The 25,535-nt window shown below is 67.2% G+C and carries 22 protein-coding genes, 7 tRNA genes and 1 riboswitch; of the genes, 11 read left to right on the top strand and 18 right to left on the bottom strand.

The window, feature by feature from the left end:
* Positions 1 to 280: 280 nt before the first annotated feature.
* From EV645_RS00230 to EV645_RS00240, 3 genes are all read right to left on the bottom strand, one after another.
* Positions 281 to 352: transfer RNA gene (locus tag EV645_RS00230), tRNA-Val, on the bottom strand.
* A 27-nt stretch (positions 353 to 379) separates the two neighbouring features.
* Positions 380 to 450 (bottom strand) — tRNA-Cys (locus tag EV645_RS00235).
* 61 nt (positions 451 to 511) lie between these two features.
* Positions 512 to 584, bottom strand: a tRNA-Gly gene (locus EV645_RS00240).
* A 166-nt stretch (positions 585 to 750) separates the two neighbouring features.
* On the opposite strand from EV645_RS00240, the gene EV645_RS00245 reads away from it, so the two are divergent.
* Positions 751 to 1,563, top strand: coding sequence for an aminotransferase class IV (locus tag EV645_RS00245; RefSeq protein ID WP_130438461.1), 813 nt, complete (start codon positions 751 to 753; stop codon positions 1,561 to 1,563).
* Positions 1,564 to 1,628: 65 nt separating this feature from the next.
* Here the strand turns inward: EV645_RS00245 and EV645_RS00250 are convergent, their stop codons facing one another.
* The gene (locus tag EV645_RS00250; protein ID WP_130438463.1) at positions 1,629 to 2,189 is read right to left on the bottom strand and encodes a CGNR zinc finger domain-containing protein; all 561 of its coding nucleotides are present in this window, start codon (positions 2,187 to 2,189) and stop codon (positions 1,629 to 1,631) included.
* Between the two features lie 130 nt (positions 2,190 to 2,319).
* Here EV645_RS00250 and EV645_RS00255 point away from each other — a divergent pair.
* Positions 2,320 to 2,391 (top strand) — tRNA-Val (locus EV645_RS00255).
* Between the two features lie 62 nt (positions 2,392 to 2,453).
* On the opposite strand, the gene EV645_RS00260 is transcribed toward EV645_RS00255, so the two are convergent.
* Entirely contained in the window at positions 2,454 to 2,705 is a 252-nt protein-coding gene (locus EV645_RS00260) for a tyrosine-type recombinase/integrase (RefSeq protein ID WP_130438465.1), read from the bottom strand.
* The gene (locus EV645_RS43320; protein WP_422386606.1) at positions 2,606 to 3,493 is read right to left on the bottom strand and encodes a tyrosine-type recombinase/integrase; all 888 of its coding nucleotides are present in this window, start codon (positions 3,491 to 3,493) and stop codon (positions 2,606 to 2,608) included. Before EV645_RS43320 ends, EV645_RS00260 begins: the two co-directional genes overlap by 100 nt.
* Here EV645_RS43320 and EV645_RS41745 point away from each other — a divergent pair.
* Positions 3,389 to 4,048: a hypothetical protein gene (locus EV645_RS41745; protein WP_198681403.1), complete on the top strand. Its 660-nt coding sequence runs from the start codon at positions 3,389 to 3,391 to the stop codon at positions 4,046 to 4,048. The genes EV645_RS43320 and EV645_RS41745 overlap by 105 nt on opposite strands.
* Positions 4,049 to 4,096: 48 nt before the next feature.
* Here the strand turns inward: EV645_RS41745 and EV645_RS00270 are convergent, their stop codons facing one another.
* Positions 4,097 to 5,038, bottom strand: a complete 942-nt coding sequence (locus EV645_RS00270) for an aminoglycoside phosphotransferase family protein (protein ID WP_130438467.1) — start codon at positions 5,036 to 5,038, stop codon at positions 4,097 to 4,099.
* A gap of 1,003 nt (positions 5,039 to 6,041) precedes the next feature.
* Between EV645_RS00270 and EV645_RS00275 the strand changes: the two genes are divergently transcribed.
* Positions 6,042 to 7,214, top strand: a complete 1,173-nt coding sequence (locus EV645_RS00275) for a M28 family metallopeptidase (protein WP_198681388.1) — start codon at positions 6,042 to 6,044, stop codon at positions 7,212 to 7,214.
* Between the two features lie 68 nt (positions 7,215 to 7,282).
* Here the strand turns inward: EV645_RS00275 and EV645_RS00280 are convergent, their stop codons facing one another.
* Together EV645_RS00280 and EV645_RS00285 are read right to left on the bottom strand one after the other, a co-directional pair.
* On the bottom strand, positions 7,283 to 8,248 hold the full coding sequence (locus EV645_RS00280) for an aldo/keto reductase (RefSeq protein ID WP_130438471.1): 966 nt from the start codon (positions 8,246 to 8,248) through the stop codon (positions 7,283 to 7,285).
* A 39-nt stretch (positions 8,249 to 8,287) separates the two neighbouring features.
* On the bottom strand, positions 8,288 to 8,728 hold the full coding sequence (locus tag EV645_RS00285; protein WP_130438473.1) for a pyridoxamine 5'-phosphate oxidase family protein: 441 nt from the start codon (positions 8,726 to 8,728) through the stop codon (positions 8,288 to 8,290).
* A 102-nt stretch (positions 8,729 to 8,830) separates the two neighbouring features.
* Here EV645_RS00285 and EV645_RS00290 point away from each other — a divergent pair, with 102 nt between their 5' ends.
* From EV645_RS00290 to EV645_RS00305, 4 genes are all read left to right on the top strand, one after another.
* Positions 8,831 to 9,700 (top strand): sigma-70 family RNA polymerase sigma factor, encoded by an 870-nt coding sequence (locus tag EV645_RS00290; RefSeq protein WP_130438475.1) that lies wholly within the window; start codon positions 8,831 to 8,833, stop codon positions 9,698 to 9,700.
* A 178-nt stretch (positions 9,701 to 9,878) separates the two neighbouring features.
* Positions 9,879 to 9,951, top strand: a tRNA-Gly gene (locus EV645_RS00295).
* Between the two features lie 30 nt (positions 9,952 to 9,981).
* A tRNA-Cys gene (locus EV645_RS00300) sits at positions 9,982 to 10,052 on the top strand.
* 27 nt (positions 10,053 to 10,079) lie between these two features.
* Positions 10,080 to 10,151 (top strand) — tRNA-Val (locus EV645_RS00305).
* A 302-nt stretch (positions 10,152 to 10,453) separates the two neighbouring features.
* Here EV645_RS00305 and EV645_RS00310 read toward each other — a convergent pair.
* The 4 genes from EV645_RS00310 to EV645_RS00325 form a co-directional block, all read right to left on the bottom strand.
* Positions 10,454 to 11,239 (bottom strand): EamA family transporter, encoded by a 786-nt coding sequence (locus EV645_RS00310; protein ID WP_157996976.1) that lies wholly within the window; start codon positions 11,237 to 11,239, stop codon positions 10,454 to 10,456.
* A gap of 216 nt (positions 11,240 to 11,455) precedes the next feature.
* Positions 11,456 to 12,199 carry an SDR family NAD(P)-dependent oxidoreductase gene (locus EV645_RS00315; protein WP_130438479.1) on the bottom strand — a complete coding sequence of 248 codons (744 nt, stop codon included), beginning with the start codon at positions 12,197 to 12,199 and terminating at the stop codon, positions 11,456 to 11,458.
* A 16-nt stretch (positions 12,200 to 12,215) separates the two neighbouring features.
* Entirely contained in the window at positions 12,216 to 13,283 is a 1,068-nt protein-coding gene (rsgA, locus tag EV645_RS00320; protein WP_130438481.1) for a ribosome small subunit-dependent GTPase A, read from the bottom strand.
* Between the two features lie 148 nt (positions 13,284 to 13,431).
* Positions 13,432 to 14,691, bottom strand: coding sequence for a YihY/virulence factor BrkB family protein (locus EV645_RS00325; protein WP_130438483.1), 1,260 nt, complete (start codon positions 14,689 to 14,691; stop codon positions 13,432 to 13,434).
* 18 nt (positions 14,692 to 14,709) lie between these two features.
* On the opposite strand from EV645_RS00325, the gene EV645_RS00330 reads away from it, so the two are divergent.
* Entirely contained in the window at positions 14,710 to 16,326 is a 1,617-nt protein-coding gene (locus tag EV645_RS00330; RefSeq protein WP_130438485.1) for an acyl-CoA dehydrogenase family protein, read from the top strand.
* Positions 16,324 to 16,406: riboswitch (ZMP/ZTP riboswitch) on the top strand. (Overlaps the previous gene by 3 nt.)
* A 28-nt stretch (positions 16,407 to 16,434) precedes the next feature.
* On the top strand, positions 16,435 to 17,883 hold the full coding sequence (locus tag EV645_RS00335) for a glycine hydroxymethyltransferase (protein ID WP_130438487.1): 1,449 nt from the start codon (positions 16,435 to 16,437) through the stop codon (positions 17,881 to 17,883).
* 95 nt (positions 17,884 to 17,978) lie between these two features.
* On the opposite strand, the gene EV645_RS00340 is transcribed toward EV645_RS00335, so the two are convergent.
* The gene (locus EV645_RS00340) at positions 17,979 to 19,175 is read right to left on the bottom strand and encodes an RNA-guided endonuclease InsQ/TnpB family protein (RefSeq protein ID WP_130438489.1); all 1,197 of its coding nucleotides are present in this window, start codon (positions 19,173 to 19,175) and stop codon (positions 17,979 to 17,981) included.
* A gap of 106 nt (positions 19,176 to 19,281) precedes the next feature.
* Between EV645_RS00340 and EV645_RS00345 the strand changes: the two genes are divergently transcribed.
* Positions 19,282 to 19,752: a GbsR/MarR family transcriptional regulator gene (locus EV645_RS00345; protein ID WP_130438491.1), complete on the top strand. Its 471-nt coding sequence runs from the start codon at positions 19,282 to 19,284 to the stop codon at positions 19,750 to 19,752.
* 900 nt (positions 19,753 to 20,652) lie between these two features.
* Here EV645_RS00345 and EV645_RS00350 read toward each other — a convergent pair.
* The 4 genes from EV645_RS00350 to EV645_RS00365 are packed head-to-tail and all read right to left on the bottom strand — an operon-like array spanning position 20,653 to position 25,532.
* Positions 20,653 to 21,867, bottom strand: a complete 1,215-nt coding sequence (locus EV645_RS00350; RefSeq protein ID WP_198681389.1) for an amidase — start codon at positions 21,865 to 21,867, stop codon at positions 20,653 to 20,655.
* A complete protein-coding gene (locus EV645_RS00355; RefSeq protein ID WP_130438495.1) occupies positions 21,864 to 22,460 on the bottom strand; it encodes a hypothetical protein in 597 nt (198 codons plus the stop codon). The genes EV645_RS00350 and EV645_RS00355 overlap by 4 nt, the downstream gene beginning before the upstream one ends.
* Before the next feature lie 10 nt (positions 22,461 to 22,470).
* Positions 22,471 to 24,255 carry a glycoside hydrolase family 9 protein gene (locus tag EV645_RS00360; RefSeq protein WP_130438497.1) on the bottom strand — a complete coding sequence of 595 codons (1,785 nt, stop codon included), beginning with the start codon at positions 24,253 to 24,255 and terminating at the stop codon, positions 22,471 to 22,473.
* 23 nt (positions 24,256 to 24,278) lie between these two features.
* Entirely contained in the window at positions 24,279 to 25,532 is a 1,254-nt protein-coding gene (locus EV645_RS00365) for an MFS transporter (protein ID WP_130438499.1), read from the bottom strand.
* Positions 25,533 to 25,535: the final 3 nt, after the last annotated feature.

Genomic DNA, 25,535 nt, shown 5'->3' on the forward strand with positions numbered 1-25,535 from the left:
CGCTGAACCCAACCCAGACTGGTGAGCGAACCGCTGAACCCAACCCAGACTGGTGAGCGAACCGCTGAACCCAACCCAGACTGGTGAGCGAACCGCTGAACCCAACCCAGACTGGTGAGCGAACCGCCCAGCCCAGCCCAAGCCGCCGAGCGAAGCGAAGGCGCAAGGGGGTGCGGGTGGCGGAGCCCCCGCTCGCGGCAAGCGAAGCGCAGCCGCACAAATGACGAAGGCGAGGCGGTCAGCGCAGGAACTGCGCGACACACCTCGCCCATCGCCTTCGTGGACGATACTGGGATCGAACCAGTGACCTCTTCCGTGTCAGGGAAGCGCGCTACCGCTGCGCCAATCGTCCGGGAAACTCAAGACTACTGAGGTTTCGAGGTGGAGACGGGATTCGAACCCGTGTACACGGCTTTGCAGGCCGTTGCCTCGCCTCTCGGCCACTCCACCACTGAGTAAGCTGGCTTTGAGAAAGCTGGCACTGAGAAGTAGGCCCGCCGAACCCTCTCCGAGCGGACGACCGGGTTCGAACCGGCGACCTCAACCTTGGCAAGGTTGCGCTCTACCAACTGAGCTACGTCCGCATTGCGACCGGGTTCCAGTGTCCCCCGGCGCGAAAAGAACATTAGCCCATCCCGGGCCGACATCAAAAATCGGGGTCCGCCGGCAGGTCGACGTACCGTCATCAGCTGGTCACCTCGCAGTACCGGATCCCCTGCGCACTAAGGTGTTGCGCGGAAGGAGCACCACATGCGTATCTGGCTCAACGGCGCCTTGCTGGACGACGAGGCGACGGTCTCGCCGCTCGACCACGGGCTGACCACCGGCGACGGCGTCTTCGAGACGATCAAGGTCGAGAACGGCCGCCCGTTCGCAGTACGCCGGCATCTCGACCGGCTCGTCCGCTCCGCGGTCGGACTCGGCCTGCCGACACCCGATGTCGCGGCGATCGAGACCGGCATCGAGGCCGTGATCGAGCCCGGGATGCAATTCGCGCGGCTGCGGATCACGTACACGGGCGGTGTCTCACCGTTGTCGTCCGATCGCGGTACGTCGGCGCCGACGATTCTGATCGCGACGCAGGAGATCAAGCGGCCGTCCGCGACCTCCGCCATCGTCACGGTCCCGTGGGTCCGCAACGAACGCAGCGCGGTCGCCGGCCTGAAGACCACGTCGTACGCCGAGAACGTCCTCGCGCTCGCCTACGCCAAGGAGCGCGGCGCCAGCGAGGCGATCTTCGCCAACACGATCGGCAACCTTGCCGAGGGCACCGGCTCGAACATCTTCTGCGTGTACGACGGTGAGCTGGTCACGCCGACGCTGGATTCAGGCGCGCTGGCGGGCGTGACGCGCGGCCTGATCCTCGAGTGGTTCGGCGGGGTCGAGCGCGACGTACCGCTGGAACAGCTGTTCCAGGCTGAGGAGATCTTCCTCACGTCGACGACACGCGACGTACAAGGCATTCACCGGGTCGATGGCCGGGACCTCGCGGCGCCCGGCACCATCACGGCCCAGGTCGCGAAGATCTTCGCCGAACGCTCCGCCGAGAACCCCAACCCCTGACCAGTTTGGGGAGGATCCTCGACCCGTACGGGCCTAAGATCCTCCCCAAACTGCGTGTGGCCGGGTTACTCGCCGGAGGCTTTGCGGCGTTCGCGGTACGCCGCCACGTGCAAGCGGTTGCCGCAGGTGCGGGCATCGCAGTACCGCTTGGAGCGGTTCCGTGACAGGTCGATGAGGGCGTCGTCGCAGTCCGGCGCCTCGCAGCGGCGGAGGCGTTCGCGCTCGCCGGCGGAGATCACCTGGGCAAGCGCGATCCCGCACTCCACCGTGATCCGGCACGCCAGCGACGCGCCGGCGCGGGAGTAGTGGATGTGCCACGGATGCCCGTCGTGGTTGGTCAGCCGCGGAGTCGACGTACCGCGCGCGATGATCGCGTTGATCATCGTCGCCGCGGACGCGTCGGAATCCGTGGTGAAGACCGGCGCGAACAGCGGCCGCAGATCGCGGACCTCGGCCAGGTCCTTGTCCGTCAACGTGTCGACCGCGCTGAACTCCCGCTCCTGGACGAACTTCTCCAGTTCCTCGAGGGTCTCCAGCGAGTCGACCTGGCTGTTCGGTCCGGGCATGGTGTTGACGAGCCGGACCAGCGTCCCGAGCGCCTGCTCGGTGTCGTGCGAGAAAGTCACAATCACGTCTCCAACGCGACGGGATCTCCGTCCTGCAGCAAGAGTAGCCCGGCCCGATTAGATCGTCGCTGCAATGATGCGCTAAGGTTTCACCGGCACCACCCGATACGAAACACCAGCACCACCATCCGGGCGATTGGCGCAGTGGTAGCGCGCTTCGTTCACACCGAAGAGGTCACTGGTTCGAACCCAGTATCGCCCACCCGAAGAACACGCAGGTCAGAGCGGGAACCCAGAGTCATCCGGGTCCCCGCTCTACTCGTTTCAGCCCTCGGCAGGCAGCGAAAAGGCAGCAAGAGCCCCTAGGACCCGCTCTTGGGAGCCTCCCTGGACGTGCGTGTAGATCATCAGCGTCGTCGTCGGCCGCTCGTGCCCCATCACCCGCTGTACGTCGGGAACCGGCACACCCGAGGTGATCAACCACGACGCGTACGAGTGCCGGAGATCGTGGAACCGCAGGCCGCCCTCAGCGTGGCGTGACACCGCCTTGACTGCCTGCGCCTTCGTCTTGAACAACTCGGTCTCGTCTCCGGCCGGGGTCGGCCAGCTCCCCCGGAACTTGTCGCCTTCCCTGGCCTACCCACCCGAGCAGTCCGGCCCGGACGAGCGAGGGTCGCCAGATCCGTGCCCGGAACAGGGTCCGTCGCAGCGGCGTGCCTGCCTCCTTGATGAACACCTCTCCCGCCTGGCCGGTCCCGTACAGCTCGCGGTACTCCTCCAGGAGATGCCCCACCATCGACGGGAGGGGCACCACTCGTCGATGCAGCCCTCGACTTGGGGTAAGGCTTCGGGCTGACGTGGCCGTTCACCTCGACGGCAACTCGCTCAACCCGGATCGTCCCGGCCGCAACGTCGACGGATTCCCAGCGGAGCCCCACGCATTCGCCCCACCGCAGGCCCGTGCCGCCAGCGAGCGCGACGATCGAACGGTGACGTTCCGGAACGGCAGGGAGGAGCCGCTCGGTGAACTCCTCCCGGCTGATCGTCTGCCGGTCGCCCGCCGTCTGGCGCTTCTTTGGCAGGCGGACATCCTTCGCCGGATTCACGGCGATCAGCCGGTCTCGACTGGCCGCTTTGAGGACGGCACTGAATAGGCGGTGGCATTCGCCCACCGTCGACGGCGATAGCTGACGGGAAAGGCTGGTGACCCACTTCTGTGCCGATGAATGGTCGATTGCCGACAGCGGTGCATTTGCCCAGTGGGCGACCACATGGTTCTTCAGGAGCGATCGGTCACGTGCTCGCGTCGTCAGCTCGACGTTGTGCGATTCCAGCCATTGGGCGGCGTACGTGCCGAACTTGATGCGCCTGGCGGCGTGCGGGTCGACGTACGTCCCGGTGTTCTTCGCAGCCTCGATTGTTGCCAGGAAGGCGGCAGCTGCGGTGCGCCCCTCGCCTCCCGCACCGCAGACGGCGTCAAGGCCGCCCGCGCCAACGGCTGGGACCCCTACGTCATCCCCACCGAAGCAGCCCTCCCCTGGCTCACAGACCAGGACCTAGAAGACACCCCCGTCATCACCTGCAACCGCACCCCAGACAAGCCGAAGCGCACTCCACCCGCCGATGCTGTCGCTGTAGTCACGTATCCGCTCACGACCCTCTGCGCAGCCCTCGGCTCGCGGACACCAACAGTCGCGGTGCCGTTTGCAAAGCACGACCTGGCGGGACACCCTGCCTGGCTCGCTTCGCTGGCAGTGCTCCGCTACGCCGGGGTGATCCTTATTGATCCTCACGACGGAGCGGAGAACACGGTCACGCCGCTAACCTCCGGCACGGGCGAGACAATAGCCAACAGGTTTCGCTGGGAATGGCTCTTCCATCGGCTGGGACAGACGAGAATCGACATCGGCGAGGCTTAACAGGCCCCCAAGTGGAGAGCAGCGTCGATTTCGGCACGCGCGACCACTTTATGACCACTGACTGAGAGCGGTGCGAAGGAAAGCGTCGCGCCTTTCGGTGACGGCAGCGGCGCCCAGGAGGCTACCGTCGTCGGCGAATCCCGCCCAACCGTCCATCACTGTCGGCGTGTTCAGCGCGGCCACGGCATCCCAGTAGGGCACGCCGACTGCCTCCCGGTCCGCCTGCCGCTCCCAGCCCTCCAACACATGGGACGGCGCGTCCTGGCCGTACTGAAGGGTCATCTGCATCCGCAGGCTGCCGAGATCGACGCCCGGATTACCAGCCCCGGCTGTATTCCAGTCGATCAGCGCAACGCAACGGTCACCCTCCCACAGCATGTTGCCGCCCCAGGCGTCACCATGCACGAACACCGACGCGACTGCCGGCATCCCGTGCGACCTGACCCGCTCGTCGGCCTGCTGCAGCAAAGGTGTGGTCGGCATCAGGCCCCGCCAGCGTTCATCGGCGCGGTCGTCGACGGCGCACGGCCGGGGCCGGTATGGCAGGTGGGCCTGCGGAACCAGCCTGAAGGCGTGGACCCTGGCAAGGGCCGCTCCCGCTTCGCGGAGCCGGGCGACCGAAACCGTCGGCGAGAGACCGGCGCTGCCGGGCAGGAAGGTCTCCAGGGTGGCGACGGTTCCGCTCGCCTTCCCGTCGAGATCCGCAGCGATCAGCCGCGGCGCGGCCAGGCCATGAGTCTCGGCCAGCTGAAGCGCGCGTGCGTTCGTGATCACCCACGCGGCGGCGATCCATCCCCGGACAGGGACCTTCAAGATCACGTCCCTGGTCCGGGCCGCCGGTCCTTCGATTCCCAGGCGGAACGTGCCCGAAGGGCGGTGCTCGCCGCGGGTCAGGCCCTCGGACGAAACGACGCTCGTCCCGCCAACCGCCTCGGCCGCCCAGCGCAGAACCTGGTCATTCGGCATCTTGCCTGTGTGTGCTCTTGCCATTTCATTACTTTATGACGCAGCAGTGGCTTTCCAACACACAGTTAGACGTTACCTGCCGTGGAGACTCATAACGCCGCTCAATTTTGTGACCAGTCGCCGTACCTCCAGGACCAAATCCAGGACTGGCGTTTCACTAGTGCCGTTAGCAAGTTCCAGCTCGCACTTGGCCCGCAGGGTCGGCCACAGCAGTCTGGCCAATTCAGGCTTCGCCTCGCGAACGCCACTCCGTCCCATAGCTACCTTTATGTCCTGGTGAGCAACGCGAGCGGCTCGCAACTCGTCCTTCAACTTGTCTTGCCAGTCGTGTGAATCGACGGCCGGACGCCCCTGCCTCCGTGCGAGTTCCGTCAGGGCTGGGACGAGTTCGTCATCGGTGAAGTTTGCCAGTTCGTAGCGATCCTCGCCCCATACCCGCACGTGTACCAGCCAATCAAGTTCTTCCTGGCTAATTGTGGCGTCCTGGTAGTGCACTTCCTCCTCTATGGCGTCCTGCAGGTTACGGCGGATCTTGTCTCGATGGTTGGTTCGGCAGGTGGCTTGGCGCTGCGAGTCAGGGTGGTCGCATCAGCTCACCAACTGCGAGCACGAAACGCGAGGGAAAACCTGTTTGGTGAGCCGCTGACGGGGTGCGTGGGGGGTGCCAGAGTGAGGCGAGGCGTATTTGACCGCTCACTCTGGAGGCGCCATGTCTGGCTCTCGTTCGTCTCGATCTTCGGCTTCAGCTTCTTCGTCGCCCTCGGCTTCCGCGCAGGGGTCTAGCCGGCGGGTGTTCCTGGCTGGTTCTGGTGCTGTGGCGGCTGGGGCCGTCGGTGCGGTGCTGGTCGGGGCCGCGGGCGAAGCGCAGGCTGCGCCCGCTGTGGCGTCGAGTGGGCTTGGGCCGACCAAGTTTGATGCGGAGTTGCGGAAGTTGTTGCGGGATGTGGATCCCAAGCGGATCGGGGCGACTATTGAGCGGCTGACGGAGTTCGGGACTCGGCATACTTTGTCTACGCAGACGGATCCGGTGCGTGGGATTGGGGCGGCGACGAACTGGGTGGCGGAGCAGATGGGGGCTATTGCTGCGACGTCGGGCGGCAGGATGACGGTGCAGCGGCAGTCGTTCATTCAGCCGGTTTCCAGCCGGATCCCTGTGCCGACCCAGATCACGAACGTCATCGCCACGCTGAAGGGGACGGCGTCGCCCGAGCGGTTCTATGTCGTTACCGGCCACCTCGACTCGCGGGTGACCGACGTCATGGACTTCACCAGCGATGCGCCGGGTGCCGACGATGACGGGTCCGGTGTTGCCTGCGTGCTCGAGCTCGCTCGGGTCTTCGCGGCGCATCAGTTCCCCGGCACAATCGTGTTCGCGACCGTCACCGGCGAGGAACAAGGGCTGTACGGCTCCTCCTTCATGGCGCAGCAGATGGCTGCCGCCGGCAACGACGTACAGGGGATGTTCAGCAACGACATCATCGGGGCCAGCCGGTCGTTCGACGGTCACAAACCTGATCCGTTCACCGTGCGGATGTTCCTCGAGGGGATCCCGACCAACGTGACGGCTGCGCAGATCTCGTTGCTGCAGTCGGCCGGCGGTGAGAACGACGGGAAGGCGCGCCAGCTTGGCCGCTTCGTGCACTCGGTCGCGCCGAAGAGCCTGACCGGCATGAACATCCGGCTGGTCTGGCGGCGCGACCGGTTCCTCCGCGCCAGCGACCACGTCTCGTTCCAGACCCTTGGCTTCCCGGCCGCCAGGTTCACCGAGCCTCGGGAGAACTTCAATCACGAGCACCAGAACGTCCAGGTGGTCGACGGCGTGCAGTTCGGCGACCTGATCGACTTCGTGGACTTCGACTACATCGCTCGGGTGACGAGGGTGAACGCCGCGGCGCTGTGGGGGCTAGCGACGTCGCCCGGTACGCCGAAGAACGCGCAGATCCACACGACGCCACCCGGCACACTCTCCGGCACGAACCTCACCACACTGTCCTGGGATCCCAACCCCGAAACGAACCTGACCGGGTACGAGGTGGTGCTGCGCGAGACCACGGAGTCCGACTGGAGCAGCGCGATTCCCGTCGGAAAGGTCACCACGGTGACGCTCGACATCTCCAAGGACAACGTGCAGATGGCCATCCGTGCCGTGGACCGCAACGGGAACCGCAGCCCAGCCGCAGCCCCACAGCCCGCGGCCTAGCGCTTGATCAGCCGGTCGAGCAGGGAGATCTCGTTGACCTTCAGGAAGGTACCGCCGTGTGTCCGGGATCAGGCGTTGTCCAGCTGATCCACCAGGTCCGCGTCGAGCTGGAGCTCGACTGCTGCCAGTGCCTCCTCCAGCTGCTCGAGCGAGGAGGCACCGAAGAGCGGGATGACGTTGTGGTGCAGGAGCCAGGCCAGTACTACCTGGTTCGGCGTCGCCCCTAGGTCGCGCGCAGCTTGGCGGAGCGCCTCATAGCGCACGTACGCCGTCGGGTGGGCGTAGCGGGGCTCGAACGGTCGGTCCGGGCGCGTGTACGAACCAGCGAGGAGAGGCTGGTACGCCACCAGCGTCATGTCCGGGTGCTCCGACAGGTAGTCGAAGTGCTCGACACCTGCGTGCTGGTAGTGCGGAGTGCCGTGACGACGTTGGCCTTGGAGTGCAGGAGGATTCGGCCAGAGGTAGCTGGAGTGCTGCTGGATAACGGAGTACTGCGCAACGCCCTGGGCAGCTGCGGTCTGCCGAGCCCGGTCCAGACGCCACGTAGCCGTGTTGCTGCAGCCGATCAGGTCAACGACCCCATCTGCGGCCAGCCGCCCGAATGCGCCAACAGTCTCGTCCAGTGGCGTACTGCGGTCGTCGATGTGCGCGTAGTACAAGTCGATCTGCTCAACACCTAGTCTGGCGAGACTGCCCTTGACGGCGTCGTCGATCGCGGACGAGCTGAGCCCTTCCCAGTGCGCATCACCGGGATCGCCTGGCACCGTGGTCCGCGCACCGCACTTCGTCGCGATGAACAACTCGTCCCGATTGCCGCGCTCCCTCATCCAGCTCCCCAACAGCTCCTCGCTGTCCCCACCGTGCCCGTGCCACTGGTTGTAGTTGTTCGACGTGTCGATGAACGTCCCACCCGCCTCCACAAACCGATCCAGAATCGCGATCGCGGTGTCGGCCGGCGTCGACGTACCGAAGTTCATCGCGCCCAGGCAGAGCGCACTGACATTCCGCCCGTTTCCAAGAGTCCGAGACACCATGCCCTCCACCCTCCCTCCTGGAGCGCACTCGAGGTCAAGTCAGACCAGCCAGACGCCCTTGTCCATCAGGATGCGGTCCTTCAGTTCGTTGAGTTCGCGCCAGGTTTGGATCTTGGTGGGGATGACACGGAAGAAGGGATAGTTGGAGAGGGGGCGGGGGTCGAAGCCGGCCTTCGCGGCGAACGAGTCGCCTTCGGTGTCAGTGATGTCGGTGACGGCGGCGGTGCCGGCGATGTGGATGACGTCGCGGACCTGGCCGATCGTCAGCTGCACCTTCGGGTTGGCCTGGAGGTTGCGGGCGGTGGGGTTGGTGACGCTTGTCGAGAGCAGCAGGGTGTCGTCGGACCACAGGAACGACAGCGGCATCAGGTACGGCGTACCGTCGAGCGACGCAGTGGATACCCACGCGTCGACGTCGTGTTCGAAGCGGTGCAGCATGTCCTGCTTGCGTACGGGCAACGGGCGGGGTGGTTCCGACATGGCGCGCTCCTCATCGTTGCGATGTCACATGTTGTCCCAGTGGTACGTCATCGGGATGACGGCGCTGGGCCGGTTGGTGTGACAGGTGGAATGGTGATGGACATGGACGGGGACGACTGGCTCGCGACGCGGTTCGAGCAGAACCGGGACCGCCTGCGGGCTGTCGCGTACCGGATCCTAGGCTCTGAGCCGGAGGCCGAGGACGCGGTCCAGGAGACCTGGATCCGGCTCAGCCGCAGTGACACCGACACGATCGACAACCTCGGCGGCTGGTTGACCACGGTCGTCGGTCGGATCTGCCTCGACATGCTGCGCACCCGCCGCGGCCGGCCCGAGCTGCCGGTCAGCGATCACTCCCCCGTGCTCGCGGACGACGTTGTACCCGATCCCGAGCTCGAAGCGGTCCAGGCGGACTCGGTCGGGCTCGCGCTGCTCGTCGTACTCGAGACACTGTCGCCTGCCGAGCGGCTGGCGTTCGTACTGCACGACATGTTCGCCGTACCGTTCGAAGACATCGCGCCGATCATCGGCAAGTCGCCGGCGGCCGCGCGGCAGATCGCGAGCCGCGCCCGGCGCAGAGTCCGCGGTACGCCGGAACCGTCCAGCGTGGATGTGATCCGCCAGCAGGAAGTCGTCAGCGCGTTCCTGGCCGCCGCACGCAACGCGGACTTCTCGGCGTTGCTCGAGGTACTCGATCCAGAGGTCGTACTGCGGGCAGACGCCACCGCCTCGGAACGCGGGATCGCCGCGAGCATCACCGGGCACGACCGGGTCGCGGCCGCGTTCTCCGGACGGGCGCAGGCGGCGAAACTCGTGCTGGTCGACGGGATGCCCGGGCTGGTGTGGATGCAGCGCGGCGAACCGGTCGTTGTGTTCTCTTTCACGGTCGTCGACGGGCGTGTCGCGGCGATCCATCTCCGGGGCGATGCCGACTACCTGGAAACGGTCGATCTCGCGTCGTTGAAGGGGTGACCGGACGGCGTGGCGAGTGGACAGGTTCGGTGTGACTCGGGTGACGGATGGGGTGTGATTCACGCTCGTCGTACCCGGATGACAACAGCCTGGAACACGGGGTGGAATCCGGTTTTTGTCAGGGCGGAAAGTGCGCTACTGTTCTGCTCTCGCACCGAGGGAAACTGCTCGGGGTGATGCGGACGTAGCTCAGTTGGTAGAGCGCAACCTTGCCAAGGTTGAGGTCGCCGGTTCGAACCCGGTCGTCCGCTCGGAGAGGGTTCGGCCCAGCTTTCTCACCTGGTGGAGTGGCCGAGAGGCGAGGCAACGGCCTGCAAAGCCGTGTACACGGGTTCGAATCCCGTCTCCACCTCGAAACCTCAGTAGTCTTGAGTTTCCCGGACGATTGGCGCAGCGGTAGCGCGCTTCCCTGACACGGAAGAGGTCACTGGTTCGATCCCAGTATCGTCCACGAAGGCGATGGGCGGCGTGTGTCTGCGGAGAGCGCAGACCACGTCGCCTTCGTCATTTGTGCGGCTGCGCTTCGCTTGCCGCGAGCGGGGGCTCCGCCACCCGCACCCCCTTGCGCCTTCGCTTCGCTCGGCTCCGTGGCTGGGCTGGGCAGTTCGCTCACCAGCCTGGGTTGGGTTCAGCGGTTCGCTCGGCGGCTTGGGCTGGGCTGGGCTGGGCGATTGGCTCACCAGCTGGGCTGGGTTGGGTGATTCGCTCACCAGCTTGGGTTGGGTTTGCGGCTCGGCTTCCTGGCTGGGGTGGTTATTCGTGGGAGGCACGGGTTGCTATTGCGGCTAGTAGTACTGCTGCGCCTATGAGGCTGGTGGTTGTTAGGTGTTCTTGGAAGAGGAGTAGGCCTAGGGCTGTGGCTACTACTGGCTCTATCAGGGCTATGAGGGCTGTTGTTGAGGCTTTCAGGGTTGTTAGGGCCTTATAGAACAGGGTGTAGGCGAGGGCTGTGGGGATCAGGCCGAAGTAGGCGATCAGGAGCCAGGCGCTGAGGGTTGTTGGTAGGGCGGCGAACGGGAGTAGGAATGCTGCTCCTGTGGCGAAGCCCAGGTAGGCCGTGGTTAGCGGGTCTGGGGTGTTGCGGTTGAGGATTGTTGTGGCTGTGTAGCCGACCGCGGATGCGAGGGCGGCGGCTATGCCTGTGAGGTTTGTGGTGCCGGTGGTGGCGGTCAGGAGGGTCAGGCCGGTGATTGCGGCGAGGACTGCGGGGGTCAGGCGTTCTCGGGCTGCGAAGGTGATGAGGATGGGGGCGGCGCCCAGGGCTATGACTGTGGCTATGCCTACGCCTACTCGGGGGATGGCGGCGAAGTAGCCGAGTTGGCACAGGGCCAGGCCCGCGCCGCTTGCCAGGTGGCGGAGTGGGGTTGCGGTGAAGACGGGGCGGGCTGGGCCTCTGCCTGTGATGCGGCGGGCTATTGCTAGCCAGAGAGCTGCCGTGGCTAGGCGCCAGAACGACGTGGCTGTGGGGGTCAGGCCGGTGTGCCCGAGGAGGGCGCCGGTTGGGCCGCCAGTCCCCCAGGCGAGGGCGGCTGCGGACATCAGGATCAGGGCGCGTCTGGTCGAGAGACGGGAGTGCATCGGGTGCTCCGGAGGTGTTCGCAATGAATGGTGGGGCGTCTGCGAACAGGCCGAAGGAGCTCAGGCCGGACTGACCTGAGCGCGAGGACGCCGTCCGCTAAGCGGCGGCGGTCGGCGGAGTGATGATGTGATGCACGAGGTGGACCCTAGTCAGCCGCAGGCCCTCGGGCGACTGGTTTACATGCGGAGGTAGGAGCCGCCGTTGAAGTCCAGGACGGTGCCGGTGGCGAACTCGGCTTCTGGCGAGGCTAGGTAGAGGATCGCGGCGGCCACTTCGGATGGGTCGGCGACCCGCTCTAGCGGGCTTTCCAGGCTGCGGCGGTTGTAGCCGTCGCCGGCCAGGTTCACGGCGGCCATGTCTGTGACGGTCCAGCCTGGGGCTATCGCAGTTACGGCGATGCCTTCTGGGCCGAGGGCTCGGGCGAGCGACTGGGTAAAGGAAACGATGGCGGCTTTTGAGGCGCCGTAGGCGGGTTGGTTGGGTTCGCCGCGGAAGGCGCCTCGGGAGGAGACGTTGATGATGCGGCCGCCGCGGGACATGTGCCGGACCGCGCACCAGGTGACGTTGGACGGGCCGACGAGGTTGACCGCGAGGGTGTCGGTCCACGCCTGCTGCCACTCGGCGTACGTCGTCTCGCGGATCCGGTGCGGGACGTAGAGGCCGGCGTTGTTCACCAGTACGTCGATGCTGCCCAGCGCTCGCGCAGCGTCCTCGACCATCGACGCGATCGCCGCCGGATCAGCCAGGTCGGCCTGCACCATCACATGCCCCGTACCAGGCAACTCCTTCAGGATCTGGGCAGCCGCATCTGCCGAGGCGCTGTAATGCACCGCCACCCGGTCCCCCGCCGCGGCGAACGCACGCGCCGTCGCCGCTCCGATCCCCCGCGATGCCCCAGTCACCAGCACTGATCGGTTCATGCAGGCGATCTTTTCATCAGGGCCGGGGCTTGTGGTCGCGCCGGTACGACTTGCTGGCGCGGACCCACTCCTTCTTCGCCTCGTTGCGGAGCCGGATGTCCGCGCGACGTGCCATGTACGCCGCCTCGCGCTGCAGCTTCACCCAGCTGTCATAGCGGCGGTACGGCAGGGTCCCGTCGTCCAGAGCAGCCCGCACGGCGCAGTCGGGCTCCATCACATGCGAGCAGTCCTTGAACTTGCACTGCTCGGCCAGCGCCGTGATGTCGGGGAACGCCGCAGCCAGCCCCTCCCCCAACTCCTGCAGACCGATCCCCCGCAGCCCAGGCGTGTCGATGACGACCCCACCGGTCGGCAGCACTATCAGCTCACGCCGCACCGACGTGTGACGCCCCTTGCCGTCCTCGCGGATGTCCTGCACGTCCAGCAGCTCCACACCGGCCAGGGTGTTCACCAGAGACGACTTGCCCGCTCCACTGGACCCCAGCAACGCCAGGGTGGCGTCTCCGTCCAGCAGTGCGCGTACGCCGTCCATCCCCGCGCCGGTGGTCGCGCTGCACACCAGTACGTCGGCACCCGGCGCAGCCAGCGCCACGTCCTCGGCTACCGAGTCGGCGTCACCGACCAGGTCGGACTTGGTGAGTACGACGACCGGCCGCGCGCCGCTCTCCCACGCCAGCGCCATGAAGCGCTCGATGCGGACGATGTTCGGCTCCGGGACCAGACCGACGACGATGGCGATCACGTCGACGTTCGACGCGAGCACCTGCCCGCGCGACGACCCGCCGACCTCCGCTCGGACGATCGCAGTACGGCGTGGCAGCACCGACTCGACGGTGATGCGGTCGTCCGGCCAGAAGCGCAGTACGACCCAATCCCCCGTACACGGGCCGGCCTGTGGGTCGGAGGCGATCGCGGTGAGCAGTGCGCCGGACCAGCTCGCGCGGACCGGACCGTCCGCGGTGAAGACCGTCGCCAGGCCCTTGTCGACCCGGGCGACGCGTCCCGGGACCAGCTCTTCCGGGACGGATTGCAGGAATTCGGCCGTGGAGCTGTCGAGTCCCAGGGCCTGGAGTGTGGCTGACATGCGGCGAACCTTTCAGAGGGCCCGGCCGCGAGCTCAGCTCAGCGGACGGACAGTGTCGGAGACAGCAGGCCGTTGGGCCTGGTAGTAGCTCATGGCAGCTGCCTCCCTCCTGTCCGGTCGGTCCCGAGCCGGGGACCGTCTGATGTGGTCAGACTAGGTCGTCGGTGTCACCTTGCGCACCGGATTTTCCGACCGACGCGGGCCTCCGCACCGGCTCGGCGGCAGGCTCCTCAGCGGGCTTCGCAGGGGCCGGCTTCTCAGCCGCAAGCTTCCCGGGCTTCTCGGGCTTCTCGGGCTTCTCGGGCTTCTCGGGCTTCTCGGCCGCAGGCGCAGACTTCAGCGACCGCTCGCCCAACTCCTCCACCTTGCGCGCCACCTCGGCCTCCGGGCGCTCATCGGACTCCACCGGCGTCAGCGTGTGGTCGTGGTGCCGCTCAGGCTCCGCCTTCATCACCGGCTCGACCTCGTCCACTTCGGCGACCTGAGACTTCACCTCAACGACATGCTGCTTGTGCGGCCACAGCCGGTCCACCACAGCGTTCAACGCCGCACCTATCAGTACTGCGATGGCAGTCATATACAGCCACATCAGTACGGCGATCGGCGCGGCCAACGGACCATAGATCGACGTACCGCCGACGGTGCTCTGCAGGACCCAGCGCAGTACGAAGCTGCCCAGGATCCAGATCGACAGCGCCAGGAACGAGCCCGGCAGGTCGGAGACCCACGGCGTCCGGATCGGCACGGACAGGTGGTACAGCGTGTTCAAGAAGCCCGCGGACAGGATGGTGACGACCGGCCAGTACAGCTGGTTCAGGAAGTCGAGCCGATGCGGCAGGAGCGCCTGCACCGCGTCCGGACCGGCCAGCACCAGCGGCAGGACGATCACGCCGATGATCAGCGCCGCGCAGTACAGGCTGAAGGACAGTGCGCGGGTCCGGACGATGCCGCGCTTGCCGCCCATCCCGTACATGATCGTGATCGTGTCGACGAAGACGTTCAGCGCGCGGCTGCCGGACCACAGCGACAGCACGAAACCGATCGAGATGACGTCCGGCCGGCCGCCGTTCAGCACTTGGTCGAGGGTCGGCGAGATGACGCTCTTGATCGAGTCGTCGGTCAGCGCCCGGGCGGCCAGGTCGACGATCTGCTGCTTGATGTCGTTGATCGTCTCGACCTCGAACCATTTGCTCGCGATGTAACCGAGCGATCCGGCGAGTCCGAAGATCAGCGGCGGCAGCGAGAGGATCGCGAAGAACGCTCCCTCCGCGGCGAGGCCGGTGACGCGGTACCGCAAGCACACCCCGACGGTCTGCGTCAGCAGACTCCAGGTCGTCGCGGGGATCCGGCGAACCCATGCCAATGAGAGGGAGCTCCCACCAGTGGGTCCTGCCCCAGAACGTGCCATACCGCTTACCGTACTGACATGGCGGACCCATTCGCGGTAACGAATCAGGCTCCCCCACTGCGGGGCGTGAACTTCTTCACCCAGGATGCGGCTCTCGGTGACGCTCTGCGTCCGTACGCCGACCTGGCCGACGACCCCGGCCTACACCGGATCGGCGAGCTGGCGGGGTCGGAGGAGGCCCGCGCGCACGCGCTCCCGGCGAACCAGAACCCGCCGGTACTGCGCACGCACGACCGCTACGGGAACCGCATCGACGAAGTCGAGTTCCACCCGTCGTGGCACTGGCTGATGGAGCAGGCTGTCGGGTTCGGGCTGCAGGCCGCGCCCTGGACCAGCGATCAGCCGTCGCCGCATTTGAGGAGAGCGGCGGGGTTCTACCTCTGGTCCCAGGTCGAGCCGGGGCACGGGTGCCCGATCTCGATGACGTACGCCGCGGTGCCGGCGCTGCGCGCGGACGAGCGCCTCGCGAAGGAGTGGGTTCCGCAGCTGGCGTCGACGGAGTACGACGTACGGCGGTTGCCGGTCGCCGCGAAGAGCGGCGTGCTCGCCGGGATGGGGATGACCGAGAAGCAGGGCGGGTCCGACGTACGGGCGAACCTCACCACCGCGACGGCTGTGGGCGACGGTGAATATCAGCTGAATGGGCACAAGTGGTTCTGCTCGGCGCCGCAGGTCGATGTGTTCCTGGTGCTGGCGCAGGCACCGGACGGGCTGAGCTGCTTCGTCGTACCGCGGGTGCTTGCCGACGGCAACCGGAACCCGTTCGCGCTGCAGCGCCTGAAGGACAAGCTCGGCAACCGGTCGAACGCGTCGTCCGAGGTCGAGTTCCACGGGACGATCGGCTATCGCCTGGGTGACGAGGGCGCCGGTGTCCGCACGATCATCGAGATGGTCGCCGCGACCCGGCTGGACTGCGTGCTCGGCTCGGCGGCACTCCAACGGCGCGCACTGGTCGAGGCGATCTGGCACACACAGCACCGCTCAGCCTTCGGGGGCCTGCTGGCGGACAAGCCGGCGATGCAGAACGTACTGGCGGACCTCGCGATCGAGAGCGAGGCCGCCACAGCTCTGGCAATGCGCCTGGCCGCAGCCGTGGATTCCGCGGACCCGAAGGAAGCGGCCTTCCGGCGGATCGCGCTTCCGTTGGCGAAGTTCTGGGTGTGCAAGCGGACTCCGTTCATGGTCGCGGAGGCGTTGGAGTGTCTCGGCGGCAACGGGTACGTCGAGGAGTCCGGGCTGCCGCTGTTGTACCGGGAGTCGCCGTTGAACTCGATCTGGGAAGGGTCGGGGAACGTCAACGCGCTCGACGTACTGCGAGCGTTGAGGAGGCCGGAGTCGCTCGACGCGTGGCTGACCGAGATGGCCGCCGTACAAGGTGCGGACGGACGGCTCGATGCGGCAGTGAACGACGTGCTGCAAGCGCTTGCTGACGTCGAGAATGCCGAGGCAGGCGCCCGGAGGCTGGCTGCGCAGATGGCCCTGTGCCTGCAGGCGTCCTTGTTGATCCGGCAGTCGACGCCCGAGGTGGCCGACGCATTCGTGGCGTCGCGATTGGCGAACGACTGGGGCGGGGTGTTCGGGACGCTACCCCGGACGACACCGTTCGATCGCATCGTCGAACGCACGATAGGCTGACGCCGTCGCGACTGGCGCGCTGAAGGTGGAGAACCACCGGGGAGCGAAACCCGTCGGCACCGTGCGCCTGGGTGCCTTCGACCCACTGCAACCGCAGGAGAGACAACGATGACTCAATCCTTCGATGCCGCCGCCGCGTCGGCCGCGTACAACAACGCGCTGCAGGTGATCGCCGCGGTCGAACCGACGATCGCCGGCGCGATCAAGGCCGAGCTGGCCGACCAGCGGTCCTCGCTCAAGCTGATCGCGAGCGAGAACTACGCCTCCCCCGCCACCTTGCTGACGATGGGCAACTGGCTGTCGGACAAGTACGCCGAGGGCACGATCGGCCACCGCTTCTACGCCGGCTGCCAGAACGTCGACACCGTCGAGCAGACCGCAGCCGACCACGCCCAGGCGCTGTTCGACGCCCCGCACGCCTACGTCCAGCCGCACTCCGGCATCGACGCGAACCTGGTCGCCTTCTGGGCGATCCTGGCCCAGCGGATCGAGTCCCCCGCGCTGGCCGAGGCCGGCGCCAAGCACGTCAACGACCTGTCCGACGAGGACTGGACCAAGCTCCGCAAGGCGCTCGGCGACCAGAAGATGCTCGGTATGTCGCTCGACGCCGGCGGTCACCTGACGCACGGCTTCCGGCCGAACATCTCCGGCAAGATGTTCAACCAGCACTCCTACGGCACCGACCCCGAGACGGGCCTGCTCGACTACGACGAGGTCGCCCGCAAGGCCCGCGAGTTCAAGCCGCTGATCCTGATCGCCGGCTACTCGGCGTACCCGCGCAAGGTGAACTTCGCCAAGATGCGCGAGATCGCCGACGAGGTCGGCGCGACGTTGATGGTCGACATGGCGCACTTCGCCGGCCTGGTCGCGGGCAAGGTCTTCACCGGCGACTTCGACCCGGTCCCGCACGCGCATGTCACGACCACCACCACGCACAAGTCGCTGCGTGGTCCGCGCGGCGGCATGGTGCTGTGCCAGCCGGAGTACGCCGAGTCCGTCGACCGCGGCTGCCCGATGGTGCTGGGCGGGCCGCTGAGCCAGACGATGGCCGCGAAGGCGGTCGCGCTGGCCGAGGCGCGTCAGCCGTCGTTCCGTGACTACGCGCAGGCCGTCGCGGACAACGCCGTCGTACTGGCCGAGGGCCTGATGAAGCGCGGCGTGAAGCTCGTGACGGACGGCACCGAGAACCACCTCGTCCTGCTCGACGTCTCGTCGTACGGCATCACCGGCCGCCAGGCCGAATCCGCACTGCTCGACGCGGGCATCGTCACCAACCGGAACGCCGTACCGCGCGACCCGAACGGCGCCTGGTACACCTCGGGCGTCCGGATCGGTACGCCGGCACTGACCACGCGCGGGTTCGGCGCCGACGAGTTCGACCGGGTCGCCGAGCTGATCGTCGACGTGCTGTCCTCGACCACCCCGACAACCACGTCCGCGGGCGCCCCGTCCAAGGCGAAGTACGTCCTCGCCGACGGCGTCGCCGACAAGACCCGCGCCGCCTCCGCCGAGATCCTCGACAAGCACCCGCTCTACCCGGGCCTCGAGCTCAACTGATCGCGGGCTGCCCGCCCTCCTGAGGGCGGGCAGCAGCTGGAAGTACTGCGGCATCTTGACGTCCTCCCCAGCCTCGAGGATCGGGATTCCAACCACTACGCGGACGTAGCAGGTTGAGGTTCACGTTTCGGCGAGGCCCGTAGGGGCGTCTCTCGGCGTGCGCTGACGGCCCATCCGGCCGCGATATTGACTGCCGCGTTCACGTCCGCGTTGGCCTCGTGCCCGCAGGCGAGGCACCGGAACACCGCTTGATTCTTGCGGTTCTCCGGTGCGCAATGCCCACAGACGCTGCAGGTCTGCGACGTATATGCGGGATTCACTTTCTCGACCCGACCTGGCGACTTCTGCTCCAGGCGGGTCACTAGGTTGGCCCAGCCATTGGCCAGGATGCCTCGGTTCAACTTCGCTTTGGCGCGGCGTCCGTTCGGCCGGTACTGATCTGGTCGAGCAGCGTCGTGTCGAGGTTTAGGTCGCCTGGTCATTCTGGCGACACGCAGGTCTTCCACACGGATGACGTCGTACCGACGCGCAAGATCCGTGCTGGTCTTCTCTACCCAATCCTTGCCGCGGTCCGCCGCCCTGCCATGCAGCTTGGCAATCGCCGCCCTGACTCGCCGTCGGCGGTTAGAGCCGCGCCGACCTCGAGCGAGCCGACGCTGCAAGTGTTTCAGCCGCACCTGTTCAGTCTCCGACAGACCAGGACACACCAAGAGCTCACCGTTGCTCAAAGCCGCCGAAATGGTGATGCCGCGGTCCACACCGACGACCTCACCGGTACCGGGTGCGAGGATCGGCGGTGGTATCGCGGCGAAGGCTATGTGCCAGCGGTCTGTCCTGTCGCGGGTGATCCGGTACGAGCCAGCAGGTGGAATAGCGCGAGACAGCCTCACCCGCACCCAGCCGACCTTCGGCACCAGGACCTGCGCCCACTTGCGGTTCAACTTCACGATCCGTGATGCCTGGGAACCAACGATCCGGAAACCCTCGTGCCGCCCGCTCTTCCGCCAGGTAGGACGCCGGTGGGTCCTTGCGTGGAAATTCTTCAGCGCCTGGTCGAAGTCCCGCAGTGCCTGCTGCTGGACCGTCTGCGACCCTGCTCGCAACCAATCGAACGCCGCTCGTGCTGCGGTCAGCTGTCGACATTGCCCACCGAAGTTGGGCGTCGGTCCTTTGTCACTGGTCCACATCGACCACTGCTCCAGTGCGAGATTCCAGACAAACCTCGCGTGCCGACACTGCTCCAACATCGCGCCATGCTGGGCGGGAGTCGGGAACATCCGGAACCGGGACATGTAGATATCCGATCAGGGAGCACCGACATTTCCTGATCGTTGGGATAGGAAGCCGAGTCGGCTTATCAGAACATTGCGATAGATCAGATCACTGTAAGCTTCAACCATGGCGGAGGAACCGAGCCGGGAAGCCGTGAGCCAGTTCGTCGAGCGGTTCGCGGGCGTGCTGGCGAACAGCGGCGTACCGACGATGTCGGCTCGGGTGATGGGCGCGATGCTGGTCAGCCCGACCGGCACGATGACGGCGGCCGAGCTGGCCGAGTCATTGAAGATCAGCCAGCCGGCGGTGTCGGGCGCCGTACGGCAGCTGTTGCAGGTGTCGTTCATCTCGCGCGAGCGGCTGCCCGGTTCGCGCAAGGACCATTACCGGATCCGCGAGGACGTCTTCGCCGCGATCCTCGAGCGCCGCAACCTCGCGCTGAGCGAGTGGGAGGCGACCAGCCGCTCCGGCGCCGGTCTGTTCCCCGCGGACTCCCCCGTCGCGCGCCGCCTGACCGAGGCCGCCGACTTCTTCGCCTTCATCCACACCGACATGGAACAGATGATCAAGAACTGGCGCGCGGACCATCCGGGATGAACCGCGACCTCGTCGGTACTGCGTGGCTGGACAGCGACGAGCGAACTCGCTGGGAGACGCGCATCATGCGCCGCCGCGTCCCGGTCTATCGCGCGGGGATCGCCGTACTCCGTGCGCTCAATGCGATGTCGGGCGGACCCTCGCTGAAGGTCACCCAGTGGGAGCGGGTCGGACCGAACGGCGAGACGTTCGTGATGGACAAGCTCGAGACGATGACCGGGCGGACCGATCATCCGGTCACCTCGCGGGCCGAGCTGCGGGCGCGTACGTCGTTCGCGTCGCGGCTGGCGCGGGCGATCTCCGCGGACGAGTGGCCGCAGATCATCACGGAGTACGAACGGCGCCGGCGGGGCGAGCGTCCGCAGTACCGCTATGTCGGGCATCGGCCGCTGAACGCCCAGTCGCATGCGTTGATGGATGAGACTTGGGTGCGGGGCGAGCTGCCGACGGATCAGTTCCGGGCCTGGAACGTGCTGAAGTTCGAGGACGAGGGCGCCTTCTACAGCGAGTTCTTCACCGACGGGGGTGCACGGGGCTACCCCGGTGGCGAGACGAATGCCGGCTTCCGACTGGGCCGGATCATGTTCGACGTCAGCTGGCGCGAGAAGGCGTCGCTGTCCGGCGAGCAGCACGTCCTCCGCCGCAGCCGGATCCTGCGCGCAAAGGAACTCGTCAAGTTCTTCCGCACCGAGCTGAAGGAAGCGGTCCACCCACCGGCGCCCTTCACCACGCAGGCCACCGCCGTACGCGAGGACGCCTACACGCCGCCGGTCGTTGCCGCGATCTCCGACTTCGTGAAGCCCGAGCCGCTACGCTCCCCCACCGCCCGCGGCGAAACCACACCCGACCGCAAGCAAGCGTCGGCAATCGACGCTGTAGCAAAGGCCCTCCCGCCACCGCTCAGTGGACGGGTGGGAGGGGAAGCTCAGCCAGGAGCCGGCGAGCCACCGCCAGCGCAACCTCGTCCGCCCCATGCGGCGCCACAACCTGTGCGCCCACCGGGAGTCCCTGCGACATTCCGGCCGGGACACTCACCGCGGGATGACCGGTCACGTTGAACACCCAGCACGGATCGCCGGTCACGATGCTCTGCTCGTGCTGATCGTAGCCGTGGGCAACAGTCAGCGTGGTCGGCGTGACGAGCGCATCCACCTCGGCGAACAGATCAGCAAGCGTCGTGTTGTTGACGTCCCGCACCTCCCGGGCCCGCCGCGCCGCTGACGCCTCCACCCCACGCCCGTTGTCCAAGTCGGACAACACTCCCCACGCTTCGTCCGTAGGCGCCAGCTCCAGCGGTACGTCGACCACTTCGACACCGGCCGCCGCCAGCCGCTCCCGCACCACCCGATCGACCCCCGCGTCGGCAGCACACGCCCCAAGCGTCGACCGATAAGCAACACGACTTTGAGCACCCACCGACCGCGAATCGCCATCGACGATGGTTGGCCGGTGCTCAGGGCGACCCCAAGGTGGGAGCGCCGTCGGGTCGAGGCGATGGGGACCGGAGGCGATGCTGGTTGCCAGGATCACGTCGTCGAGGTCGGCTCCGATCACTCCGGCCGTGGTGAGGCCGCCGAGCGGACGACCGCCGGGCCGCGGGATGCGGCCGTGGGTGCCTTTGAAGCCGATGACGCCGCAGAACGACGCCGGGATCCGGAGCGAGCCACCGCTGTCGCCGCCGGTTGCCAGGGGTACGACGCCCGCCGCAACCGCCGCCGCACCCCCTGCGGTCGAACCGCCGGGTGATCGCGACAGATCCCACGGATTGCGCGTGTAGTCGACGCCGTTCCAGCCGAAGGTGAGGGACTGAGCGCCGGGCCGGGCGCGGGTCGACCATCCGATCGGGATCGCACCGGCGGCAACCAGCCGGGCGATGATCGGCGCGTCCGGCGGCGTACGCGACTTGATCAGGAACGGTACGCCGGCCAGCAACCCATCAGGCTCCAACCGCTCAGCCGCCGCCCGCGCCGCCGCAGCATCCAGCTCGTCCAGGAAATGCAGCACCGGATCCAGCCGCTCAGCCGCCGCGATTGCCTCGTCGACGACATCCAGCGCACTCAGAGCCCCGGACCGCACGGCAGTCGCGATCTCGACCGCGCTCCGGCGATGTGTCATCTGGCCAGGAGGCTGTAGGCGAAGGCAAGGCGGCGGTCCAGCCAGTCTGCGGTGATGCGAATGGAGGAATCCGAGATCATCACCAGTTCGCCGGAGGTGCGCCATTCAAGGGTCCGGGACTTGGTGGGCTGCTCGCCACCCTCGTCGCCGATGCCGGTCAGGCCGTCCACTACGCCGGCTATCAGGCGGGACAAGGCCTTGGCGGCCAAGCGGCCAGGGCTGCCGGAAAGCCATTCGGTGCGACCGGTGATGACGGGTCGGCTGGGCTGGTCGATTCGCCAGTTGGGGCGGAGGATGCGGCGATCCGGCGGGAGGCGGGTGATGGTGCCGATGATTGCAGCGGAGGCATCCTGCACCGACCAGGAGTGCTCGCCAGTCACGACGACTTGGCACAGGAGTTGGGTCAGGTCTGCGTCGAGGTAGAGCGAGCGGTTGGCACCGACGTACGCGTAGGGGTCGAGCACGCGGTCATCGTTCGAGTCCTGGACAGCGCGGATGGCGTTCGGGCCGAACTCGATCCGATTGCCGGTGCGGGTGGCCGGGCGGGAGATGTTGCCGAGGGTGAATTCCCGGACGTCTTCCCAGCCAGCCACCCGCGTGAGTTTACGTCAGCGCGTAGACCGCGATCGCCGCGAAGTCGTCCGCGGGTTCGGCCGTCTGCCAGGACCGTACGTCGTCCACGTACCGCGAGTCATGACCGGTGTACTGCGCATACGCGTCGGACGCATCCGCCGGGCAATGCGTCATCCCGTCGAGGTAGTCGTCCAGCCCGTCCGTGAACAGGTCGGCGGAGTTGGGTCCGTTGACGACCGCGCCGGTCAGCTGATGGCCGGTGATGTTCGCGATCTGGTGGTGCGGGCAGCGTTCGAAGGTCTGCCCGACGCCGATCACGAACGAGACGCCCCACGCATTCGCGCCGAAGGCCCAATCGAGCTGCTGCTGACCGAAGGCGTCGTACCGACGGTCACCCGTGGCCTGCCGGTAGAGCCGGGCGGTGGTCGCCAACCCGAAGGTGTGCGGTACGGCGTCGAACTCGGCGTACTGCGCGCCGGCCCGGAACGGATCCGCCGCCGAACGCGACACACCGATCTCCAACTGCGCCCGCAGATCACCGGCCAGCTCGCGGACCAATGGCCGATCGGTCCTCGCAGCCCGGATCAGATCCGCATGCGCCAGCGCACTCACGTCGTACAGGTTCAACGTGTCCCCGCCGGCCTCATGGGCGATGTACTGCGAAGCCCAGTACCCGGCCTGCTTCAGCCAGGCTCCGGCGCGCGGATCACCCAGCCGCTTGGCGGCCAGCGCCAACTCGGTCGCGCCCAGCTCGAGGTCGTCCCGCCATGCCGTCTCCGGATAGAACGCGAACGGCAAGGACGTCACCAACTGCCCGACGTTCGTCGTCTTGGCCTGCGCGAAGATCTGCGCGGCCGTCTCGAGATGCCGGCGCGCGTCCGCCCGGTTCGGCTCGACCTGTGCGGCCAGCGCGAACGCCGCCGCCGTACGTCCGGCCAGGTTGGGGCTGATCGGTTTGCCCGGCGCGGCTGCGCGGAACACGGGCCGGTTGCGCAGGAAGCGTTCGGACGGATCGGTCAGGTGGTCGTCGACGCCCGGCAACCGCCAGATGTCGTGGTCGCCGATGTACGTCTCGGTGTCGTTGCCCGCACCGACGCCGACCTGGATGTACAGCGTCCGGGTCTTCTGGTCCCACATCTTGTCCAGCCAGTCCAGCCCGTGCCGCGCTTCGGCGAGCACGGCCTTGTCGGGCTTGTCCCGAACCGATGCCCAGAGCAACGATTCCGAGTACGCCGCGATGTGCGTGAACTTCAGGTAGTCGCCGGCGTCGTACCAACCGCCGGTGACGTCGACCGGACCGCCGATGCGCTTCAGTTCACCGACCGTCTGGTCGCTGTCCGGATCCACGAACTCCGGGATCTCGTAGACGAGCGCCTTCGAGTCATTGCGGTGAACGTTGTCCCGCTGAGCCGTGAAGAACTGCACGACCTTGTCCTTGGCGCCCGCCTGCAAGCGATCCGACGAAGCCCGCACGTCGAACCCGGCGGACGCGACCCCGGGCACCTCGACCCGGTAATGCCCCGGCACCTTCAGCGCCGAGAGATCCAGCTGATAGACGTGCGGGTATGTCGCATTCCACTCCCCCACGTCCTTGCCGACCGCGCCGCTCAACACCCGTCGCCCGTACCGGTCCACGACGGAGAACCGCGTCGCGACCCCACGACTCAACACGTACGCCGCCTTGCTGTCGAAGGCGCCGTACCCGAGCTGATTGACCCGCACCGCGCCACCGGCGGCAGCGTTCGCAGCACTCACCGGCCCCACCACCAACCCCGCTGCCGCCACCGCGGCGATGAACCGACGCCAGGACCTCACGATTGTCTCCCTCCGGCCAATCGTTAGGAAAGTTTCCTATTGCTGATCGGGACGGTAGCGCACGCCGACGCCGGAGTACAGGCCTCAGCGGTTGACCCGGACCGCCGCCCACGACACCAGGGTGGCGAACGCGACGCCGACCAGGACACAGGCGACCGGATGCTCGAGACGCTGATCAACGCACCGAAGCCGGTCATCGCGAGTGGCATCATCGCCTCGTCGGACAGGTTCACGATGCTGTAGCTGCGGCCGAGGTACACCGGGTCGACGGACTGCTGGAACGCCGCCGACAGCTGGGCCGACGCGATCCCGGCCGTGCAGCCGATCATCGCCATCGCGACGAAGATCCCCAGCTTCGGCACCAGCCCGATCATCGCGCAGCCGGCCGCTTGGACGACCAGCACGAGCAGACCCGACCGGGCCAGATCGGCCGGCTTCCAGCGCATCGCCACCAGTGCCCCGACCGCCGCCGCGATGCCGGAGCACGCTTCGAACCATCCGAACCAGGCCGAACCCCAGCCGGCCGCGTGTGTGCGTTGCACCAGGCCGACGGCGAGGACCGGACCGACGCACAGGTTGAGCCCGGAGAACGCGATCACCAGCGTCCGCGCGCGACCGTCCCGCTTGAGGTAGGCGAAGCCGTCGCGAAGGTCCGCACGGATCGACCGGCCGGTCGAGACCGGCTGCGGGAGTCGCGGCTTCACCAGGAAGGCCAGCGCCACCGCGATCACCACGTACGACGCGGCGTCGACGAGCATCACCGTGACCAGGCCCCCGTGCGCGACCAGCAGACCGCCGAGCGGCGCACCCACGAAGATCGCCAGCCGCTGCGCCAGCTGCGAACCGGCCGACAGCTTCACCAGATCCTCGGACCGGACCATCCGACGCGGCAGCGTGCCGGACGCCGGGGTGTACAGCGCGTCGACCGCGCCGAACACGACGGCGACGACGAGCAGTGCGGCCAGGGACAGCCCCCAGACCGCGACGACGATCGACGCGACCGCGAGTACGACGATCCGGGCGAGGTTGGCGAGGATCATCGTCCGCCGGCCGTCGAAGCGGTCCGCGAGCGCACCGCCGTACAGCAGGACGAGGGCCTTCGGCAGCGCGCCGATGCCCATCACCAGGCCGGCGCCGGCCGGGGTCGTGACCTGGGCCGCGCTCCACGCGAGGCCGACGTACCAGGCCATGTCGCCGGCCTGCGAGACCGCGGCCGACATGATCCATCCGTGCACCCGACGGTCTCTCCGGAGCGGCGGGAAGACCTCGGTGCTCATCCG

Source organism: Kribbella rubisoli (genome assembly GCF_004217145.1).
Lineage (GTDB): Bacteria > Actinomycetota > Actinomycetes > Propionibacteriales > Kribbellaceae > Kribbella > Kribbella rubisoli.

What these genes read in the sequence shown, in the direction of transcription:
- EV645_RS00285 (WP_130438473.1), bottom strand. Translation starts at nt 8,728, where the DNA reads ATGTCGGAACCACCCCGCCCGTTGCCCGTACGCAAGCAGGACATGCTG.
- EV645_RS00270 (WP_130438467.1), bottom strand. Translation starts at nt 5,038, where the DNA reads ATGGCAAGAGCACACACAGGCAAGATGCCGAATGACCAGGTTCTGCGC.
- EV645_RS00340 (WP_130438489.1), bottom strand. Translation starts at nt 19,175, where the DNA reads ATGTCCCGGTTCCGGATGTTCCCGACTCCCGCCCAGCATGGCGCGATG.
- EV645_RS00245 (WP_130438461.1), top strand. Translation starts at nt 751, where the DNA reads ATGCGTATCTGGCTCAACGGCGCCTTGCTGGACGACGAGGCGACGGTC.
- EV645_RS00345 (WP_130438491.1), top strand. Translation starts at nt 19,282, where the DNA reads ATGGCGGAGGAACCGAGCCGGGAAGCCGTGAGCCAGTTCGTCGAGCGG.
- rsgA (WP_130438481.1), bottom strand. Translation starts at nt 13,283, where the DNA reads ATGTCAGCCACACTCCAGGCCCTGGGACTCGACAGCTCCACGGCCGAA.
- EV645_RS00290 (WP_130438475.1), top strand. Translation starts at nt 8,831, where the DNA reads ATGGACGGGGACGACTGGCTCGCGACGCGGTTCGAGCAGAACCGGGAC.
- EV645_RS00280 (WP_130438471.1), bottom strand. Translation starts at nt 8,248, where the DNA reads ATGGTGTCTCGGACTCTTGGAAACGGGCGGAATGTCAGTGCGCTCTGC.
- EV645_RS00315 (WP_130438479.1), bottom strand. Translation starts at nt 12,199, where the DNA reads ATGAACCGATCAGTGCTGGTGACTGGGGCATCGCGGGGGATCGGAGCG.
- EV645_RS00325 (WP_130438483.1), bottom strand. Translation starts at nt 14,691, where the DNA reads ATGGCACGTTCTGGGGCAGGACCCACTGGTGGGAGCTCCCTCTCATTG.
- EV645_RS00330 (WP_130438485.1), top strand. Translation starts at nt 14,710, where the DNA reads ATGGCGGACCCATTCGCGGTAACGAATCAGGCTCCCCCACTGCGGGGC.
- EV645_RS00365 (WP_130438499.1), bottom strand. Translation starts at nt 25,532, where the DNA reads ATGAGCACCGAGGTCTTCCCGCCGCTCCGGAGAGACCGTCGGGTGCAC.
- EV645_RS00350 (WP_198681389.1), bottom strand. Translation starts at nt 21,867, where the DNA reads ATGACACATCGCCGGAGCGCGGTCGAGATCGCGACTGCCGTGCGGTCC.
- EV645_RS00310 (WP_157996976.1), bottom strand. Translation starts at nt 11,239, where the DNA reads ATGTCCGCAGCCGCCCTCGCCTGGGGGACTGGCGGCCCAACCGGCGCC.
- EV645_RS00335 (WP_130438487.1), top strand. Translation starts at nt 16,435, where the DNA reads ATGACTCAATCCTTCGATGCCGCCGCCGCGTCGGCCGCGTACAACAAC.